The following is a 19,304-nucleotide window of genomic DNA, read 5'->3' on the forward strand; positions in this document are numbered from 1 at the left end:
AATTAAACATAGTCTTCGAATACTCTCCCGATTTTACTGCCCAATTCAATTGCATTTTTAATTGAACCAGTTTCAGTTTGTTCTTTTAAGATTTCTCCGTCTCTTGTTAGTAATATTGAGTAAATATTAAATTTTTTATCTTTCATTTGTGCTATTGAGCCGATTGGCCATTGACAGCCGACACCCAATTCCTCAAGCACTTTTTTTTCTGCAAATGCCTCTTGCATTGAAGTGTAATCGTTTAATTTGGATATGATTCCTTTTTTATCAGAATCTTTTCTGGTAATTATTGCCAAAGCGCCTTGTCCGGCAGGTGGTGTGATGTAATCAACTGGAAATATGGTTGTGATGTTTTCAGTCAAACCTAATCTTTTCAATCCAGCTTCCGCCATTATTGTAGCATCCAAATCACTTTCAAAAACTTTGTTGACTCTCGTTTCAATGTTTCCTCTTATAGGTTTAAGTTCGAAGTCTTTTTCATAATGATTACAGAATGCTTCACGCCTAAGGCTGCTGGTTCCTAGTTTGGAACCTGGTTCCAGTTCTTCCCATGTCTTGTCGGAAATTAATACTTCACGCGGAGATTCACGAATCGGAACAGCCACGATTTCCAAATCTTCATCTAATTCGGTTGGCAAATCTTTAAAACTATGTACAGTAAAATCCACTTCCTCATCCAAAAGTGCAATATCCAATTCTTTTGTAAACAGTCCTTTCGAATCCATATTGTATAATTGGGAAGTAGTGATTTTATCTCCTTTTGTTTTAATGATTTCTAAGTCAATCTTCTCTCCAGTTATTCTGGATAGGTCTTGACAAACCTGTTTTGTTTGTGCAAGTGCTAATTGACTTCCTCGGGTTCCCACTATCAAATTTATCTCTCCACTTTTTAAAAAGCATTGCAAAAATTTTTTTTATTATTTTGCATATAAGTTTTAACTTATAACTTATTAAAAATTTACACAATATATTCTATTTTTAATTATAATTAAATGTTTCAATTTTTAGTAAAAATAACATTACCTTTCTGTCAGTTTCCTATAATCTGACCGGTAAATAAACAGCAGATTTTCATTATTTTCAATTGCCAAATCATAAACTGAGTGATAATCTTCAAAAAATCCAACCTTTTTGGTGATTTTATTCAGGATGCTTTTTCCAACTTCTCCGGTCAGTATAATTTCTTCATTTAAACTATCTATTAATGAGGCAACCGCATCCTCATCTATTTCTTCACAGGTTATTCCGTAATCGCCTCCGATTGAAATCATGTAATCTGACTTATTTTTCACCATATTGATTGATGCCTCGATGGCTTTTGTATTGATTCCAGGATTAATCTCTTCGATGATGATGCTATTTCCAATAATCTTCTTGTTTGTTCTGCCGGGAATTCCCTTGTAATTTTTCAGTCCTTCAATGATTTTGTCCTTGTCAATGTTTAGGGACAGTGCAGCTCCAACAACTCCCAGCACATTTGAAACATGATGCGGGCCCGGAGCAAAAGTTTTTATTGTCATGTCTCCGTTTATTGACTTTTTATCTTTTGTCTTAACATCGCTGAATCTTATTTCAATAATGGTTTCATCAAGAGAATAATTTACATCTTCAGCATATATGTTTGCAGTTTTCTCATTCAGGCTAAATGAATTGACTGCAGGATGTTCGATGTCATTATAATACTTATCCAATGATTCCTTTTCACAGCAGACAATATCGCAGTCAAATACCTGTTTTTTGGCAATGCTTGCTGAAGACCTCTCTTTTGCTATCGGATAATCTTCTATAATATTTGTTAGAAGAGCAACATCGCCGATGCCGCTTACTCCGAGTGAACTTTCAAAAATAGCGCAATTGTAGATTCTGTCCTTAACTTCTCCTCCGCAAACGGGATTGGCTAATTTATAGGCCAGATCTACAGTTTCCTTCATGTTTGCAGGGGTTATTGAAATGTTTTTCTTTAAAACTATCTCTTTTCTGTCTTCATAAACGAGTGCACCTAAGCTGGATAGAATCAGGGGGTTTTTATCAAGCAGAATTTCTTTGAGCATAAATGTGCAGCTTGTCTTTCCTTTGACTCCCGTAATTTCAACATTGTCAATGTCTTTACCCCATTCATTTAGAATTTCGCCAATAGCCTTGTGATGTGTTGTGAATGTGTAGTTTAGGGACGGATTATACTTTTCAATCTCTTTTTGCGTTAAAGGGAGGTGTATTGGATAAATTACTTTTAAATCACCCTCAAATTCTTTTAAATCCTCCAACTGGATTAATTTAACTTTATAGATTTCAAGCATTCTTTTATCTATGTCCTTTAAGGTGTTATAAATGTCATAGCAGTAAACTTCATTTCCCTTTTTTGCAAGACTTACCGCTATCTTAACTCCTCCGTGAGTCAAATCAATCACGAGCGTTTTCACTATAAACACCCGGAGTCTTTATTGATACCGCCTTCTTTCAGTTTGTCTTTAACCTTTTCATAGAAGTATTTGCTGCTTGTTCTGATAAAGTAAACATCTTTATAAGCCTTTTTAAATTTGATTTCTTCAAGATAATCTGCCTCTTCGTTAATCTGTCCGTCCATAACGAATACTGCACTTTTACCTTTCTTAAGCAATTTTACAGTAATTTCGCTGTTGTCTGATACGATGAACGGTCTTGCACCTAACTTATATGGGCAAATAGGTATGATAATAAATCCTTCAAGCTTAGGATCGACAATAGGTCCTCCGGCAGACATTGCATAGGCAGTAGAACCGCTCGGTGTTGATATAATCAGTCCATCAGCCCTTACTTCCTCAATTGTTTCACTGTCCACCTGTATTTCGAAGTGCAGCATTTTAGCCGGTTTATTGGTCATGATAACCACTTCATTCATTGCAGTAAACTCATGATTTTCGTGAGAAACGGCTAATTTTGTTCTTTTTTCCTTATAATAGTCTCCTTTAAGCACTTTATTTAATGCATTGAATGAGTCTTTAACTTCAATGTCTGTTAAAAACCCGACAGTTCCCATATTGATACCGAATAATGGTGTTTCCTCTTTAAGCTTGGCCTGTGCCCTAAGCAATGTTCCGTCACCGCCCAAGACAACTGCCATATCGCATCTGAATTCATTAATGTCTTTTGAAATCCTTTTGAAGTCTATATTAAGGTTCAGATTATCCAAAATCTCCTCCATTTCCGGAGATTCTTTAATGACTTTGCTGATTATTTTATCCAGTTTCGGATTTTCTTTAAGCTCTTCAATTTTAACTGCCAGTTGTTTGTCAAGTTCTATTTCAATGCCGTTTGTTAAAAAGTAATCCACAAGCTTTGCGGAAAATAATATGGCTTTTGCCTGATCAATACGGCTTATGATACCTACTTTTCCAATAATGTCAGTTTCGTTGTCATTCAGAATGTTAATTATCTGTTTGTGGAGTATTCTGTTGTTGGCCGCAACCACAATGGCCTTTTCATGGATGCTCAATTTGTTGGTCAACTTTTCCCCATGCTTTGTGGTAATTATTCCCCCGGCCTCTTCAACAATCAATTTTGATGCTGCAATATCAATAATTCTGCTTCCCCTCAAATCCAGAAAGGCATCATATCTTCCGCTTGCAACATATGACAGTTCCAGCACAACAGAACCTAAAACCCTCATCCTTCTGGCATTATCAACCAGTTTTGAAGCGGATGATGTTCCGCTTTTTGTAAATCCTCCAAGTGTCATTTTGCTGATATTGACGACCTTGCTCGGGTGAACTCTTTCATTGTTTAGCCAGCATCCTTTTCCTTTTTCAGCTTCAAAAAAGTTACCGTTACCGAAGTTGCTGATAAAACCCAATTCAACATCATCCAATGTGGCCAATCTTCCCTTAGGCACATCCGCAACAGCAATTGAAATTCCGTATGCAGGTATCTCCTTAATTGCATTGCTTGTTCCGTCTATAGGATCAACCAGGAATATGAATTTTGGCCTTTCTTCATCTTCGATATCGTCACGCCTTAACTCTTCTGTTAGGTTAATGCTTCTTTTTGTTCCTTTTCCGAGTTTCAATTCACCGACTTCTTCGCTGATGATATAAGATAATACTGGGGCATTTTTTAATATGTTAATCAGTTCATCTTCCGCTATGATGTCAATATATGATGTAGGTGTTCCGTCAGCACCTATCTTTACTTTTTCTCCGGATTCAGGTTTTCCGACATATGGCCTTATTGCTCTACTTACTTCCTTTATTATTTCGTAAGCCAAATCTGTAGCTATTTTCTTATCCTTAGCATCCATACTATCACTCTTTCAAATAAACTACTGACGCTACAACAGAAGCTATTTTATTAACCGTTGTTGTAGCCACTTCAACTATCAATTCCTTTATTTCAACATCCCGTTTTTCCATCATATACGTGACCATGAATTCTGCTTCATCAATCAAGTCATTTTTAGCCTTATTCACTCCGGTCGTTTCAACAACACAGCCTAATTCTTCTCCAATAGCTACTGCTATGACTGCAGTTATCTCGTCTCCGGGATTGTCTGAAGTAACTTCTGATAACACGCAGTTAACCATGGAACCTGCTTCAAATTCAGGCAATTCCTTAATTTCAGCATTTCCTGCAAGCATGCTGGACACTTTGATTAGATTAACATCGCCAATTCCGGCGTCACTCAATGCATTGTCGAATGCGTTCAATTTTGTGGGTCCTTCATCTTTTCCACTAACAATAGCTATTTTCATTTTATCACTAATTTTATTATGTACTTTTAACCTAATATATGATTATGATTTTAAATAAATATGTTTCATTAGTAATTACGGGAGTTTTATTTTTAATGCTAATGCTTTTATTATCATCAATCGTGATAATTGTTAATCCTGGAATGAACATAGTTTATTCAGGTATTATTATAATTGCATTTGTCTTTATCTGTAGAGCTTTCTACAATTACCTGAGAAATGATGACCAATACAAAAATACAAGAAAAAGGTCTTCCGATATCAAGGGAGAGTCCTATATAAGCAAAGGCGAAAGCGATATTAAGAAAGTATTCATTATAATTTGGGTTTTTTTAATGACAATCCTTCTGGCAATTTCAATGTATTTGGTTGCTTGAATCGAATACTTTATATAAAATTGATAATATAATTATTATTAATCTAAAATAATACTTATTATAGATTATAAAATCAGGAATTTATGGAGGAAATTGTAATGTCAACTAAAGTTGTAGAGATTAAAACATTAAAAGTCGGTAAATACATTGTATTAGGTGGAGAAGCATCTAAAATCACTAGTTTAACTACCTCATCCCCTGGTAAACACGGGGCTGCTAAAGCAAGATTAGAAGCAGTAGGTATTTTTGATAACCAAAAAAGAAGCATCGTTAAACCTGTAGATACTAAAGTAGATATTCCTATCATCGATAAAAGAGTAGGTCAAGTATTATCTATTCAAGGTGAAAACGTTCAGTTAATGGATATGGAAAGTTACGAAACTTTAGATTTACCAATGCCTGAAGATTTAAAAGACCAAATCACCGAAGGTATTGAAGTAGAATACATTGTAGCTTTAGGTAATATGAAAATCATGAGAACTAAATAAGTTCTCTTCCTTATTCTTTTTTTATTGGATATATTATGCTATTGAATACTTACGAACCGTGGAAATTCGCATTTTCCGCTGAAACTGATTTTGAAAATATTAAAAAGGATTCATATGGCATAATCGGTGTTCCGTTTGACAGCACAACATCTTATCATTCAGGTTCAAGACTGGGGCCTGTCGTTGTTCGTGAAGCGTCATACGGCTTTGAAAATTATAACATTAATTTCGACACTTCTCTTGATGCTGTTTTTTATGATTTCGGTGATGTCAATGTAGTTCCCGGAAACTGCAAGGCAACCTGTGAAATAGTTGAGGATACAGTCAAGGAATTGCTTGATTTGGGAGTCAAACCAATAACTATTGGTGGAGAGCATTCAGCATCCATTGGAGTTATCAAAGCTTTATCTGAAATGTATGATAAGTTGACTGTTGTACATCTTGATGCCCACAGGGATCTGGCATTCGAATTCATTGGAGAAAAATATTCACATGCAACAGTAATGAGAAGGGCTCATGAGTTTGGTGTTGATCTGGTTCAGATTGGTATCCGTTCATCATCTAAAGATGAAGAAGATTTCGTTAAATCGACTTATAACATCCAGACATTCAAAAACAAGGATGTTCACCGTCATATGGATGCGGTCGAATATTATTTGACCACTGTTGAAACTCCAATCTATCTGTCCATTGATATGGATGTTTTGGACCCGGCAATTGCTCCTGCTGTTGGAAATCCGACTCCTGGAGGATTATTCACATCAGAGATTGAGGATGTAATCAAAGCATTGTCATATAAGGATGTTGTCGGAATGGATGTTGTTGAAACTGCAAGCGACAGATTAGGTGACGGTACTGCTGTTGCAGCTTCCAAAATAATTTATGACTTTTTGTCCTTGATTTAAATGAATCTTAAAGCACCAATCATTATCGAAATTGTTTTCTTATTAATTGGATTTCTGATTTTTTTCATATCAGGAAATGATTTCTATATCTATAATTTTGCATATATTGGAACCGCGCTGGCAATAGGTATCGGTTTGCTTTCCAACGGATATAGATATGGCCGTAATGTTGTAATGATTGGAATCGGCTGTTATATTCTGATTTTTTTAGGAATAATGAGTCATGAAAACATGCTGATGTCCGGTTTCTGGTATTATCTTTTTTTAGGGGTTTTTGAAGCTGCCGTAATACATTATCTGGTTGCAAAAATCATCGGACCATTCCTTTTCGGACGTGGATGGTGCGGATATGCATGCTGGACGGCAATGATTCTTGATCTGCTTCCCTATAAGGTACCTCAAAATCCTAGAAAAAACTTCGGTCATGTCAGATATATATTATTTATAGCTATATTGTGTTTTGTTTCTGGTTTATTCATATTTAAAGTATCAAATCTCGAATCAATCATATATTACTCATTCATTGTCGGCAATATTATTTATTACATCTTAGGAATTTCTCTAGCTTTCGTCTTAAAGGACAATCGTGCTTTCTGCAAGTATATCTGTCCGATTACAGTATTTTTAAAGCCGACCAGTTACTTTTCTTTGTTAAGAGTGACGGTTGAGGAGGACAAATGCATCAGATGTAACAAATGCCTGAAAAGCTGTCCTATGGATGTTGACATGCTTAACAATTCAAGAAAAAGGGAAAACGGCACAGAATGCATATTGTGCATGGAATGTGTTAGAAACTGTCCGTCAAATGCTTTGGACTTGTAAAATCAGTATTCGTCTTTGACTTTATTTAGATAATATGTTCCTTTGTCTGTAATGCTGTAGAATCTGTATCTTTTATCTTCTTCATTAAGACAAACGACTAATTCAGCATCTTTTAAGGTTTTTAAATATTTGGAAACATGGTTGCTGTTGTCCCCAATATCTTTGCTGATTTTGGATGGTATTTTATCTTCAAATTCTAGAGATTTTAATACTTCAACTCTCTTTTTAGAGCGAAGTAATAAAGATATTACTCTCATATCATCTTTCATATCCATACTACTATATTAATTTCATCTTATTTTTATTATTTCGTATATGCTATTAGCAGGATAATAGCATTATTTCAATCAAATTTTTTTCCAACAATACCATTAAATATCATCATCAACTATATTTATAATATTAACTAAATTATAGGAGCAAAAATATTATGAATAAAAGAACTATCAGCCTTTCTGGCCATATTATTGATTCATTGACCTTAACTAAAACAATGGCAATAATTATGGACAAAGGTGGAGAATTTGATATTTTGGAAATAGATGTTGGAAGAAAGAAATCAGATATTAGTAAAGCGAAAATTGAAGTTTCCGCTCATTCTCCCGAACTATTAGAATCTATATTGGATGAATTATCCGTTCTTGGTGCATCAATTGATGAACTTAAAGAGGTTCAGCTGGTTGCATCCACAAAAGATAAAGTTGCTCCTGAAGGTTTTTATTCTTCATCCAATCACACTACCCATATCTTTTACAAGGGAAACTGGATTCCTGTAGAGGATATTGAAATGGACTGTCTGGTTGTTGTTGATGAAGACAAGAATCGTGCTTTTGTAAAACCGATTGCTGATGTTAAATCCGGCGATAAAATTGTTGTAGGTTTGGATGGTGTTAAGGTCACCCCTCCTCACAGGTCAAGGGATGAACAGCAGGTATTCGAATTCATGAACAGTGAAGTCTCATCCGAAAAGCCTCTGATGAACTTAATCAATGGTATTGCTAAAGAAATGAAGGAAATCAAGGCTCGAGGTGGAAAAATAGGTATCGTCGGCGGGCCTGCTATTGTCCATACGGGTTCCGGAAAATATCTGGCGTCACTGGTTAAGGAAGGCTATATTGATGTGATTATGGCAGGAAATGCTTTGGCTACACATGATATTGAATCCAATCTCTTCGGAACTTCTCTTGGTATTGAAGTTGAAACCGGTAAGATAGTTGCCCATGGCCACACTCATCATATGAGGGCAATCAACAGAATCAATCAGTCCGGATCCATCAGGGACGCTGTTGAGGACGGAACCCTGACCGGTGGAATAATGTATGAATGTATAAAAAATGATGTTCCATATGTTCTTGCAGGTTCCATTCGTGATGACGGACCTCTTCCGGATGTCATAACTGACACTACTGAAGCACAGAAGATTATGAGAAAGTATGCTCAAGAAGTTGACATGGTAATAATGATTGCTACAATGTTGCATTCAATCGCAACAGGTAATCTGCTTCCTTCAAGAGTTAAAAGTATCTGTGTAGATATAAATCCGTCCACAGTTACAAAATTGTCTGACAGGGGCAGTGCACAGGTTGTTGGTATTGTTACGGATATCGGTACATTTTTACCACTTCTATATAATGCATTGAAAGATGATTAAAATGACATTTACAACTTATATTTTGGATGTTTTAACTAATTCAGTTTATCCGGCAAGAATCACAATTGAAGACGGTGTTTTCAAACAGATCGTGCCGATAATTGTCGAAGGCAAGGCAGATGTTGATATGGAAGGCTTGATGCTTCCAGGATTCATCGATTCACATATTCATATTGAAAGTACTATGCTTACTCCTGCACAATTTGCAAAAATCGCAGTAATGCACGGTACCACTTCAGTTGTATGTGATCCTCATGAAATAGCTAATGTCAGTGGAATTGAAGGAATTGAATTCATGATTGAAAATGCATCAACTGTTCCGTTCAATTTCTATTTTTCAGCACCTTCCTGTGTGCCTGCAACTTCATTTGAAACATCCGGTGCAATTCTGGACTCCGAAGATATTGAATATCTACTTCAGAAGGATGAAATTGTTGCTTTAGGAGAAATGATGAATTTTCCTGGTGTAATTAATGGTGATGAAGAGGTTTTAAAAAAATTGGAACTGTCCAGAAAATACAAAAAGCCTATTGACGGTCATGCCCCTCTGCTTTCCGGTGAAGAATTGGATAAATACCTGGAACAATATATCGTTACTGACCATGAATGCAGTAATTTCCATGAAGCTATCGAGAAAAAGCAGAAAGGTATGAAAATTATGGTACGTGACGGATCATCTGCCAAAAATATGGAAGCTCTATTCGATTTCTCTGAACGTATCGACCATCTGAAAAATCAGGAAAGTTTCGGTATAATACCTACTGAGGTTTTGGAGAGAAGAATCCACTCACCGATTTTTGATTTTATCGTAAGTGATGATAAGCATCCCAATGACCTGATTGAAGGTCACCTGAACAAATCTGTTAAAAAGGCGGCTGAACTTGGCATTGATGTAATCAAAGCTATTGAAATGGTAACAATCAATCCTGCTTCCCATTATAATTTGGATGCGGGAGCCATTGTGACCGGTGCTAGGGCAGATTTCATCATTATTGACAACATTATTGATTTTAATATCCTAAAGACTTATATTGCCGGTGAATGTGTCTTCGACGGGGAAAATGTATTGTTCGATGCACCTGATGTCGAAACCGAAAATAGAATTAATACTCCTAAAAAGACTGCCGATGACTTTGACGTGCTGTTTGAAGGGGATGAATGTGAAGTCAATGTAATTGAATGCATGAATGGTGAATTATTAACTCAAAAGACAACCGCAACCCTAAAGGTTAAGGATGGAAAAGTCTTGCCTGACATTTATGATGATGTCTTGAAGATAGCTGTTGTTGAAAGGTATGGCAATAACAATATGTCCAATGCATTCATCAAAGGATTCGGACTTAAAAAAGGAGCTATAGCATCATCTGTTGCCCACGATTCACACAATATTATTGTTGTAGGATATGATTCCGAAGAAATGGCCGAAGCTGTAAATATGGTAATTGACAATAAGGGTGGAATTGCCGTTGTCAGTGAAGATTTCAGTGATTCTCTGGCTCTTCCAATTGCAGGACTTATGAGTAATGAGGATGCATTTACAGTTGCCGATAAACTGGAAGTATTGCATAAGATGGCTTCCGCTTTAGGCTGCAAGCTTGATTCTCCTTTCATGACCATGGCATTTATGGCGCTTCTGGTTATACCTTCAATTAAAATATCAGATAAAGGTTTATTCGATGGTGATAATTTCGAATTCATGGACATTATCCTAAATTAGAATTCAAAACCTTATTCATTTAATTTATTTTTTATATTATCCATCGCTTCCTTGTCTTTTTTAGAACCGACTTTTTTAACAACACGATATGCTTCTTTTAAACGGTCCAAATATTCTTTTTGCTGCTTTTCATCAACAATATTTATTCTTGACATATGGACCAGACTTTCCAGGACATAACTGAATGCCCTGTTGTAAACTTTCACGGCTCTGTTTACTGTTAAGTCAACCACGTCCGCCTTAATGACGATAGCCTCTGACTTTTTGCGAATGGGGTCGCTCTGCTTTACAGCCTCTTTCAAGCTGGTTACTTTACATTTGAAATAGCAGTCAATATCCTTAATTGAATTGTCCTTGGAAAAATCCTCTTTTTGAAGATTGTCAAGCAAAGACCATGTAAAAAGCAGTGGATCATGTGATATATTTACTATAAATTCCTTTTGTGAGATGATATTGTCCAGTGTTGTACTTCCTTTGAAAATACGGCACATAACCTTATCGTTTCCTCTGCAGATAATGCCTATGGGCGCTGCATTTGAATTGCCGGCAGTATCTTTTGTTGTAATTATTGTTTCGTATTGCTGGCCTTTAAGCATTCCAATTTCTGATAAATCAATTCTCATTAATAATTAATTAAACTTCATTTTTAAAAAAACTTTTTATATTGTTAGAAATAAAGTATATACAATATTATAAAAATTTAAAGGAGTTTTTTTTCATGAACTACAAAATGTATGATGAAATGATGGAACAGCCGGATTCACTTAGAAAAACTTTTGAAAGTGAATTGTCCACAATGGACGAAGTTTCACAATTGGTCAAAAAAGCAGATAAGGTATATCTGGTTGGATGTGGCAGTTCTATTTCCACATGTTATAGTGTTAGAGATGCACTTAGAATGTCTACTTCAATGAATATAGAGGTATTCTCAGGTTATGAATTCAATTACAACAAATTTTTACAGAAAGGAGAAAATTCACTAGCAATATTCACTTCACAATCTGGAGAAACAGCAGATACATTATCCTCTCTCAGGCGTGCTAACGAGTATGGAATACACACTGTTTCAATTTCCAATGAACCGGATAGTTCAATGATTAAAGAAGCTAAAACTCCTATTGTTACAAGATGTGAAACTGAAACAGCAATTCTCGGTACAAAAACATACGTGACTCAAATTGCATGTCTTTACCAGATACTGTTTGCCGCATCTGATTATGAAAATAAAGACCAGCTACTGGCTCAGCTAAAAGAAATTCCTGACATTATAGAGGAATTGCTTAAAACAACCGAAGAAGACAATAAAAAATTAGCTGAAGAGTTTAAGGATGAAGAAATCTTCTACTGTTTGGGAAGCGGTCCTAATTTCGGTCTTTCATTCAAATTGGCTATGACCATGCTTATGGAAGGGGCTATCAAACATGCATGTCCGCTATACTCTGCCGAGTTCAGGCATGGTTTAATTGAACGTGCTGAAAAGGATGTTCCTATTATAATATTCGATTCTGACTTTGAATCTGATGAGATTACAAGAAAAGCAATAGAATTTTCCAAAAATCTCGAGCTTAAAACTATCATATATAATTTAAGCGACTATGCTGATGTGGATAAATTGCTGTCTCCATTGGTTTATGTAGTTCCATTGGAATGGTTTGTCTACTACCTGGCACATTTCAACGGTGAAGATCCTGGTGCTACAAGACATATCGGTAAGGTCAGATACTGATTTTTAAAGTAGATTCAATTCTACTATCCTTTTTTTTATTTTCTATAATGGTTAATAAGTAATTAATTTAAAAAAAGAAATTAAAACAGTAGAGTTACTCTACTGTCACTTTGTGTTTTGGTATAATTAATTTTGGAATAGTTATTAAAATTACTCCAGTGCTGTATTTTGCTTTGATTTTTTCAACTTCAATGCTGTTTTCAAATCTTACAGTTTTGGAGCATCTTCCTGTAGTTAATTCAGATGCGATAATTTTTGCATCTTCAACGTCTTCCAATTCTTCAACGAATGGTTTGAATGTAGCAGTTATTACAATGTCATTATCGCCGGCTTCGATTTCAACTTCATCTTTTGAAAGACCAGGAACTGCAACTTTCAAGTAGTAAATGTCGTCAGCTTCAATTAAATCCACAGCCAAATTGCTTACTGTAGCGTTTTTGTATTCGTTAATTTTGTCATCAGCGTATTTCTGCATGTTTTTGAGGTTTTCTTTTAACTCATCAATGGTTGTGTTTAAGTCAGTGACGAATTTTTCAGAGTAAACTTTACCTTTTTCTTTTCTTTCTTCGTATTTGTCTTTTTTCTCGTTGATTTTTTCATCTACTTTTTCTTCAGCTTTTTCCTTTTTTTCCTGGAATTTTTCTTTTCTTTCATTCATTTTTGTTTCAAGAATGTCTTCTTCTACCATTTTTTTCACTCCTTATATACTTAATTTCCTATATGTTTGATTAATTAATTATCGGTTCAAATATATAAATATTACCTTAGTAGTAATCCAATTCCTCTTCGTCCTCTTCCTGCGGGGTTCTGTCTATCTTTTTAATTCCGTCAATAATCTCATTAATCTTGTCTATTCCGTCACCGTCAAGCGCTGAAATAAATAATGTATTTTCGGGATTGTCTACGAACTGATTGATATACTCCTTGTCCTGTTCAATATCCATTTTGTTGAAGAGATAAATTATCGGTATTTCACTGAATATCTTTTCAATCTGTTTTAAAAGATTGTACTGGCTTTCCAGGTGGAAACCGCAGGTTTCAGATCCGTCAAAAATAAATAATATTGCATCAGCCAAATGTTCCAGTGCCACAATAGCGTTCATTTCAATATCATTCATTTCCAGAACAGGCCTGTCCAGTAATCCTGGCGTATCAATGAACTGAATGCTTTTCCAGTGTCTTTCGGTATGGCCTATCTGAATTCCCTTTGTTGTAAATGGATAATTTGCAACTTGTGGGTCAGCACCGCTTATTTGTCTTAATAATGTTGATTTTCCCACATTAGGAAATCCAGCAATAACGATTGTTGTTGCATCAAAGTCAATTGTCGGCATGTTTCTCAGGCTTGCTTTTGCAAAATCCAAAAAGTCCAAGTCCTTTTCGATTTTATTTACAACGGATGCAATTCTTCCATATGCTTCCCTTTGGATGGAACTTGCCTTTTCTGAAGGATTTCTTTTGAACTTGTTTGAATATTCTCTTTCAAGCTGGGCTAAAATTCCGTAAGCCCAGTTAAGCGCACCCAATGCCTGTTTCATTGAGTCTACACCTACAGTAATGTCAATGTAATCCTGATAGAATGGATGAAGCTCTTCAATTTCGGGAACTGCATCAAGAATTGATTTTAATTTGTCTTTAATTACCTGGCATGCAGTAACCACTCTTCTTTCTTCAATTTTTTTACCTTTTAAATGTTTAGGGATTTTCTGTTTTCTCAATAAATCAGCAGCTTTTTTCCCTCTGCTGAATCCCTTATCTAAAATTTCATCTGGAGTTGGTATCGTTGGAATCATCATTATATCACTCTAAATATCAGTTGCTTATATGCTTTCTCTCTCAACCTTTCTATACTATAGTTTAGATTTGGCAGGTTAATTAAATTTGTGGATAAGGTTGGATATTTTAGTTGGTATATTATTTGTTTTATATAATGGATATAATAAAAATTATTTTTAAAATATATTTAAAATGAATAACATAAATTATTATTAATATATTACTAAATGGGGGGTCAATGAAAATAGTTAATTGGAAGTGTAATAGTAAATTCAGCAAAAAATTTCCAGCTATTCTTGAAGAGGATGCAGAATCTATGTAATTAAAAATGTGATAATCCGTTAATAGCTAATTCAGATGAGTATACTGATTTTGCTTCCAATTATTATCGGGTTGGTGAAAATCAAGGTTAGGGTCTTGGAATATTTTGCTCGAGATAATGTTAAATTGGAATTAGTGGATTTGGATGATAAAGGACTTCGATATTTTTAAAGTTATGGGATATGATTTAAATGAAGGAATACTCAAAGATAAATGATTTGGACAAATATTTGGATTCAAGTAATTTTAAAAACTTGTGTGAAGCACTTGATTTTCTTTCTCAAGATATTGATGAAATTAAAAGGAAAGCACGAAATCTAGATGATAAATCAGGCATTGAAGAATCATTGGCATTGATAATTTATAATCAGCTTTTAAAGTATGATGAAACTTCAAACAGTAAAGAATTCCATGAAGGAGTTAAATATTCCAGGTGGTTATCTGAAGACACTACTTGGAGTTTTGCCCGAGAAGAACTGTTTTATCAAGTTTTTATTAGAGACAATAATAAATGGGAGGATATTAAAAATAAATTAAAAGCAGGAATTTATTCAGGTAAAATTAGCAGTGATTACCTATTTGAAAAGGAATATAATCATGAATTAGAATTACTATCAACTTCGGAAGTTAAAAATGCTTTAAATATAATTTATTTGCATGAAATTCATTATTTGCTTAATTCACATAATATTAATAAGGATATTAAAAAAGCATTATTCAAAGATGCATGTTTAAATGGAGGATTTTATGAAAATCCTTTATTGTTCGATGAAGTTAAGGAATATTTTAAAAAAACCTTGGAATTAGTATTAAGCGAACCATTAATCGATGTTAAGGAATTTGGCAGGGATTCGCTATGGGTTTCTTATCTGATTATACAGGATAAGGAATTAGCTCCTCAAATTGATAAATATATCTCGAAAATCGATCAGAATTATATTTATGATTGGAGTAATAATTTATTTACATATCCTTCTTATATGGGTGGAGAAATTGTTTTTTATCTAATTACATGTGGTGATTTTGAGGGATATAAACATAGGGATGACTTTTCGAATATTTACATTATTAAAAAAGAATTAATTGAAAATTCATGGTCTTTATTGGTTCATCAAAATTCAGAGCTTGCAAATCATTTTGAAGATTATGTTGACGATAGTTTCAAATCATCATATAATTTGGATTTAAAAGAAGAAGATAGCGTTGAATATGATAATTTTAAAGTTACAAAATTTATTAATCCTGAAGATGGCAAAATATGGCATATTTTTGATGTTTTAAATAAAACTGAAGAAAGTGATTATAATCATGAAGATTTATTTGAAATTGCATCACAAAAGCCATTATCCGAGGAATTTATTCAGTTAATTTCTTCCCTTAATTTTGACATTGAATATGCATATGAAATCCAAAACACCGCTGAAGATAGTGATGAAGTACTTTTCATGATAAATAAAAAGATTTTACAGGATAAAAACTATTCACAGGATATTTTATCCAAAGAAGAACTTTTAAGCGAAGTGGATAAATTATATTTTAAGACAATCTTAAATTCAAAAGATGAGCAATGGGACGAAATTAAAGAAGATTTAATATCTAAAATCAATTCAAAAGAAGTTAAATCATCATATGATCTGCAATTTGCTTTTGGGAATATGCTTAAAGCAAACTTTTTTACAAATATTTTAAATGCGCAAATTGAAGCATTACTCGAATTTAAAGAACTTGATTTAGATTATGCTAAACAGTTGACAGACTATTTTAAAGATTTGAATGAAATGTTTGAATTTTATAATCCTAAGCATTCAGATTCTAAAAAACTGGCAAGTTATCTAAATTGCATAACTGATTGGGGATATTATCTTCCACAATATTTAAATGACTTAATTAAAGTAAATACAGAAATTAAACAAAAGGAATATCCGGATGAAGGTAAATTCGCTGCTCCTAGATGGTTAGTCTATCCTGAACTCGATGCTTACACTATGGGTTGGAGGATGGGCTATGGTGAGACTTATGCAATGAATGAACCATGGCACACTGATGATTTTTATGAATTATTCCCCAAACCTCAAAATTGGTTATTTGATAGGAGAAAATCAGACCTTGAAACATTTCCAGCATTAGGTTATTTCTGGAGAGACAATGGAGAGCAAAAATATTCAAAAATTATCAGCAATCCAATCGAAGTAAATGAGTTTATTACAATAGAACAACGAGATGAAGAGTTTCAATACAATTCAAAAATATTTAAAAGCATTGAACATGCTATTTTAACAGCCAAATATGATTTGTTTAATAAAATTGATTATTACAATACGACTTTAAATACTCTAAAAAGAGGTTTTGATTTGACTGATGATGAAATTAGTTATTGGCAGAATTTTAAATATTCCGTTCTGTTAAACGCAGCTTATTATAAGTTCATGCAGGATGAAAATCTTAAAGAAAGACTCCTCAAAACTGGAAATAAATCTTTAATCTATAACTCAGATGATGAATGGGGAGGTTATGAGAATCTATTCGGTTTTGCATTAATGGAGCTAAGAGATGAAATTAGAAGATTATATGAAAATGAGGATCTTATCGATTGGGAGTATACTGAATATCTAAAAGAAAAAGATCCTTATGAAAAACCTAAAGAAAGAAATCCTGAGGATGAACAATCTCCTGAATACAGGATAATATCTTCAATATTATCAGAATGTGAATTATATGTCAGAGATGTTAATCTAAAAGAGAATCTGGCTGAAAAATATGAAATTGGTCAGATATTAACTGAGAAGGCTTTTGTTGATGCAAGTGATAATATTGGTGGAATGATTACAACCCATAGATATTCCATTTTATCAAATCAAATGGCAGATTTATCAGGTTTTGAAAATGGCACCAATTGGGGTTTACATACAACTAAAGCAGGTTCAAAATTTAAAATTTTGGATATTTATAAAGTTGAAGATAAAACCCAAATATTATTGTTACAACTTCCTGAAGGTTTTGAAGAAGTATTTGAAAACAAAAATAAATTGATTGATGAAGTTATTGAAGATTCAAGGGAGGAATTTGAAGATTTGATAAATGAAGAACCAATTAAAGATTTAACAACAGATGAATGGCTTGAAAGAGTGTCATTTCCAATTGGAATGAATGATGCGGGAAATTTCTATTAAATGTGTCATTTAATCATATATTATAAAATTGAGAAAAATATTGTTAATTCAATGTTTTGAAAAATTAAAATAATAGGCGGTATTTTATCTTGATAAGACGTTTTATTCTAGGTCATGATTTTTTAAATAATATTCCTAGAAATTTTTTTTTAAGAAATTTGTACTCCTGATAGATTACGTCATGATTTAATACATTGGATTAAAAATGTGATAATATGGATAAATTTAAAATATTGTCTGGTAATGCATGTTTTTTAGTGCAGAATAGATCTGGTAGAATGTCTAAAGAAGATTTTGAAGATTATCTTAAAAAAGAAGGATTTGAAAAATTTCGGAAATATTTTTGCCGTGACAGAGGATCTTTTTACATTAATGTCAATAGTTTACGTTATTCAGAAGGAGTTTCTAAACCGGCTCCCCTCACAGAAACAATTATTGGTGAAAGCATAAATAATCCATTTACAATTGATGAATTTAAAACAATATGGAACATACTAAAAATGCATATTGGAAATCTAAATTCAACAAATGAAATTAGAAAAGGCTGTTCAATATTTCTTGTAGCTGATGAAATACTTGAGGAAGATTATAATGAATTTATTGATTATCTTGATGAAGAAAACTTTAATGAACTAAGTGACGATAGCTATGGAGGAAGAGGTTTTGTTGCAGTTAATGTTAAAAGCATGATTTATTCTAAAGGATTTGTAGCAAGTGCACTTGTTTCAAGTTTTGTTGGTGATAATTCATCTTGTTCTTTAACAATTGATGAATTTAAAACTATTTGGAATATTCTAAAAAAACACAAGCAAGATAAGTAAGCTGAAAAAGTAGTTAAGAAACGCCCCCACATTATTGATGTTAAATAATCTGAAATAAGCAAACTTTTAACCGAATGTGCTAAATTTAAAGATTACAATAACATAGATGAGTATATTGAGGATATTAAATAATCCTGCGAGTTATATGTAATAAATTGTTCTGTTGGTGGTTTTATGAAAGTTTCAAATTTGAAAAATAAAAATTTTGAGAATTATTTATATTCAAATAATTTTAATCGATTATGTGAATGTTTAGAGAATTCAGATGAAGACCGGGAGGATATCATAAAGTCTAGTAAAGATAAAGATTTAAATGAAATTGTTCTTTTGATTTATGATAAAATCTATCAAATTCCCAGTAAAGAATTTTCTTACAAAGGTTGTTTGCAGGATAAATTTAGCGAACTGAATTATTATAGATATATTGCTGGTGAAGACGTATGGTGGAAAATTTATCTAAATATAACCTGTGAGATTAATATAGGTAAGATTAATAGCTTTTATCTTTTAGAAAAATCTTTTTATAAATTATTAGGATTCGATAAATTGTTTATTGCAAAGACTTCTATTTTAATATCAGTTATTGAATCATTAAATAAGGAATTTTGGCCTTCTAGAAATATTCAAATATATTTAATGAAAAATATTTTAAAAAAATTTATACAGAATCCTCTTCAATACTTGGAAATTAAAGAGTATTATGAGAGATTATATGAAAAAATATCATCAGGATTTTTTATTAAACTTTCAGAGTATGATAATCAATTTGGATTTTTCTTTATTGAAAATAAGAAGTTATCTAGCTT

General features: G+C 33.2%; 18 protein-coding genes. 10 read left to right on the forward strand and 8 right to left on the reverse strand.

The annotated features are described in order from the left end of the window. Nucleotides 1-2 precede the first annotated feature (2 nt). The 4 genes from hemC to ACKI2W_RS08800 all read right to left on the reverse strand — a co-directional run bounded on the left by hemC (nt 3) and on the right by ACKI2W_RS08800 (nt 4,724). Nucleotides 3-872, reverse strand: coding sequence for a hydroxymethylbilane synthase (hemC, locus tag ACKI2W_RS08785; RefSeq protein WP_407381268.1), 870 nt, complete (start codon nt 870-872; stop codon nt 3-5). Nucleotides 873-1,019: 147 nt separating this feature from the next. Further along, the gene (cfbE, locus tag ACKI2W_RS08790) at nt 1,020-2,420 is read right to left on the reverse strand and encodes a coenzyme F430 synthase (RefSeq protein WP_407381270.1); all 1,401 of its coding nucleotides are present in this window, start codon (nt 2,418-2,420) and stop codon (nt 1,020-1,022) included. Beyond that, a complete protein-coding gene (locus tag ACKI2W_RS08795) occupies nt 2,420-4,273 on the reverse strand; it encodes a bifunctional NADP phosphatase/NAD kinase (protein WP_407381272.1) in 1,854 nt (617 codons plus the stop codon). The genes cfbE and ACKI2W_RS08795 overlap by 1 nt, the downstream gene beginning before the upstream one ends. Before the next feature lie 4 nt (nt 4,274-4,277). Beyond that, a complete protein-coding gene (locus tag ACKI2W_RS08800; protein WP_407381274.1) occupies nt 4,278-4,724 on the reverse strand; it encodes a pyruvoyl-dependent arginine decarboxylase in 447 nt (148 codons plus the stop codon). 95 nt (nt 4,725-4,819) lie between these two features. Here ACKI2W_RS08800 and ACKI2W_RS08805 point away from each other — a divergent pair, with 95 nt between their 5' ends. From ACKI2W_RS08805 to ACKI2W_RS08820, 4 genes are all read left to right on the forward strand, one after another. After that, on the forward strand, nt 4,820-5,101 hold the full coding sequence (locus tag ACKI2W_RS08805) for a hypothetical protein (protein ID WP_407381276.1): 282 nt from the start codon (nt 4,820-4,822) through the stop codon (nt 5,099-5,101). A gap of 98 nt (nt 5,102-5,199) precedes the next feature. Then, nucleotides 5,200-5,589: a translation initiation factor IF-5A gene (locus ACKI2W_RS08810; RefSeq protein ID WP_407381278.1), complete on the forward strand. Its 390-nt coding sequence runs from the start codon at nt 5,200-5,202 to the stop codon at nt 5,587-5,589. Between the two features lie 35 nt (nt 5,590-5,624). Next, on the forward strand, nt 5,625-6,494 hold the full coding sequence (gene speB, locus ACKI2W_RS08815) for an agmatinase (protein ID WP_407381280.1): 870 nt from the start codon (nt 5,625-5,627) through the stop codon (nt 6,492-6,494). Further along, nucleotides 6,495-7,316 carry a 4Fe-4S binding protein gene (locus ACKI2W_RS08820; protein ID WP_407381282.1) on the forward strand — a complete coding sequence of 274 codons (822 nt, stop codon included), beginning with the start codon at nt 6,495-6,497 and terminating at the stop codon, nt 7,314-7,316. Between the two features lie 2 nt (nt 7,317-7,318). On the opposite strand, the gene ACKI2W_RS08825 is transcribed toward ACKI2W_RS08820, so the two are convergent. Then, nucleotides 7,319-7,585 carry a winged helix-turn-helix domain-containing protein gene (locus ACKI2W_RS08825; RefSeq protein WP_407381284.1) on the reverse strand — a complete coding sequence of 89 codons (267 nt, stop codon included), beginning with the start codon at nt 7,583-7,585 and terminating at the stop codon, nt 7,319-7,321. Nucleotides 7,586-7,746: 161 nt separating this feature from the next. Here ACKI2W_RS08825 and ACKI2W_RS08830 point away from each other — a divergent pair, with 161 nt between their 5' ends. Further along, nucleotides 7,747-8,967 (forward strand): TIGR00300 family protein, encoded by a 1,221-nt coding sequence (locus ACKI2W_RS08830; protein ID WP_407381286.1) that lies wholly within the window; start codon nt 7,747-7,749, stop codon nt 8,965-8,967. 1 nt (nt 8,968) lies between these two features. Further along, on the forward strand, nt 8,969-10,684 hold the full coding sequence (ade, locus tag ACKI2W_RS08835) for an adenine deaminase (RefSeq protein ID WP_407381288.1): 1,716 nt from the start codon (nt 8,969-8,971) through the stop codon (nt 10,682-10,684). An 11-nt stretch (nt 10,685-10,695) separates the two neighbouring features. On the opposite strand, the gene ACKI2W_RS08840 is transcribed toward ade, so the two are convergent. After that, nucleotides 10,696-11,307, reverse strand: a complete 612-nt coding sequence (locus tag ACKI2W_RS08840; RefSeq protein ID WP_407381290.1) for a DUF447 domain-containing protein — start codon at nt 11,305-11,307, stop codon at nt 10,696-10,698. 95 nt (nt 11,308-11,402) lie between these two features. Here ACKI2W_RS08840 and ACKI2W_RS08845 point away from each other — a divergent pair, with 95 nt between their 5' ends. After that, complete coding sequence (locus ACKI2W_RS08845) at nt 11,403-12,410, forward strand: SIS domain-containing protein (protein ID WP_407381292.1); 1,008 nt, start codon at nt 11,403-11,405, stop codon at nt 12,408-12,410. A 94-nt stretch (nt 12,411-12,504) separates the two neighbouring features. Here ACKI2W_RS08845 and ACKI2W_RS08850 read toward each other — a convergent pair whose 3' ends face one another. Together ACKI2W_RS08850 and ACKI2W_RS08855 are read right to left on the reverse strand one after the other, a co-directional pair. Continuing rightward, complete coding sequence (locus ACKI2W_RS08850; protein WP_407381294.1) at nt 12,505-13,098, reverse strand: Hsp20/alpha crystallin family protein; 594 nt, start codon at nt 13,096-13,098, stop codon at nt 12,505-12,507. 76 nt (nt 13,099-13,174) lie between these two features. Beyond that, nucleotides 13,175-14,206: an NOG1 family protein gene (locus tag ACKI2W_RS08855; RefSeq protein ID WP_407381296.1), complete on the reverse strand. Its 1,032-nt coding sequence runs from the start codon at nt 14,204-14,206 to the stop codon at nt 13,175-13,177. 492 nt (nt 14,207-14,698) lie between these two features. Between ACKI2W_RS08855 and ACKI2W_RS08860 the strand changes: the two genes are divergently transcribed. From ACKI2W_RS08860 to ACKI2W_RS08870, 3 genes are all read left to right on the forward strand, one after another. Further along, nucleotides 14,699-17,677, forward strand: a complete 2,979-nt coding sequence (locus ACKI2W_RS08860; RefSeq protein WP_407381298.1) for an NADAR domain-containing protein — start codon at nt 14,699-14,701, stop codon at nt 17,675-17,677. Between the two features lie 278 nt (nt 17,678-17,955). Then, a complete protein-coding gene (locus ACKI2W_RS08865; protein WP_407381300.1) occupies nt 17,956-18,498 on the forward strand; it encodes a hypothetical protein in 543 nt (180 codons plus the stop codon). A gap of 174 nt (nt 18,499-18,672) precedes the next feature. After that, nucleotides 18,673-19,304: hypothetical protein (locus ACKI2W_RS08870; protein ID WP_407381302.1), on the forward strand; the 632-nt coding region annotated here is incomplete at its 3' end.

Origin of the sequence: Methanobrevibacter sp., assembly GCF_045603845.1 — an archaeon.
Lineage (GTDB): Archaea > Methanobacteriota > Methanobacteria > Methanobacteriales > Methanobacteriaceae > Methanocatella.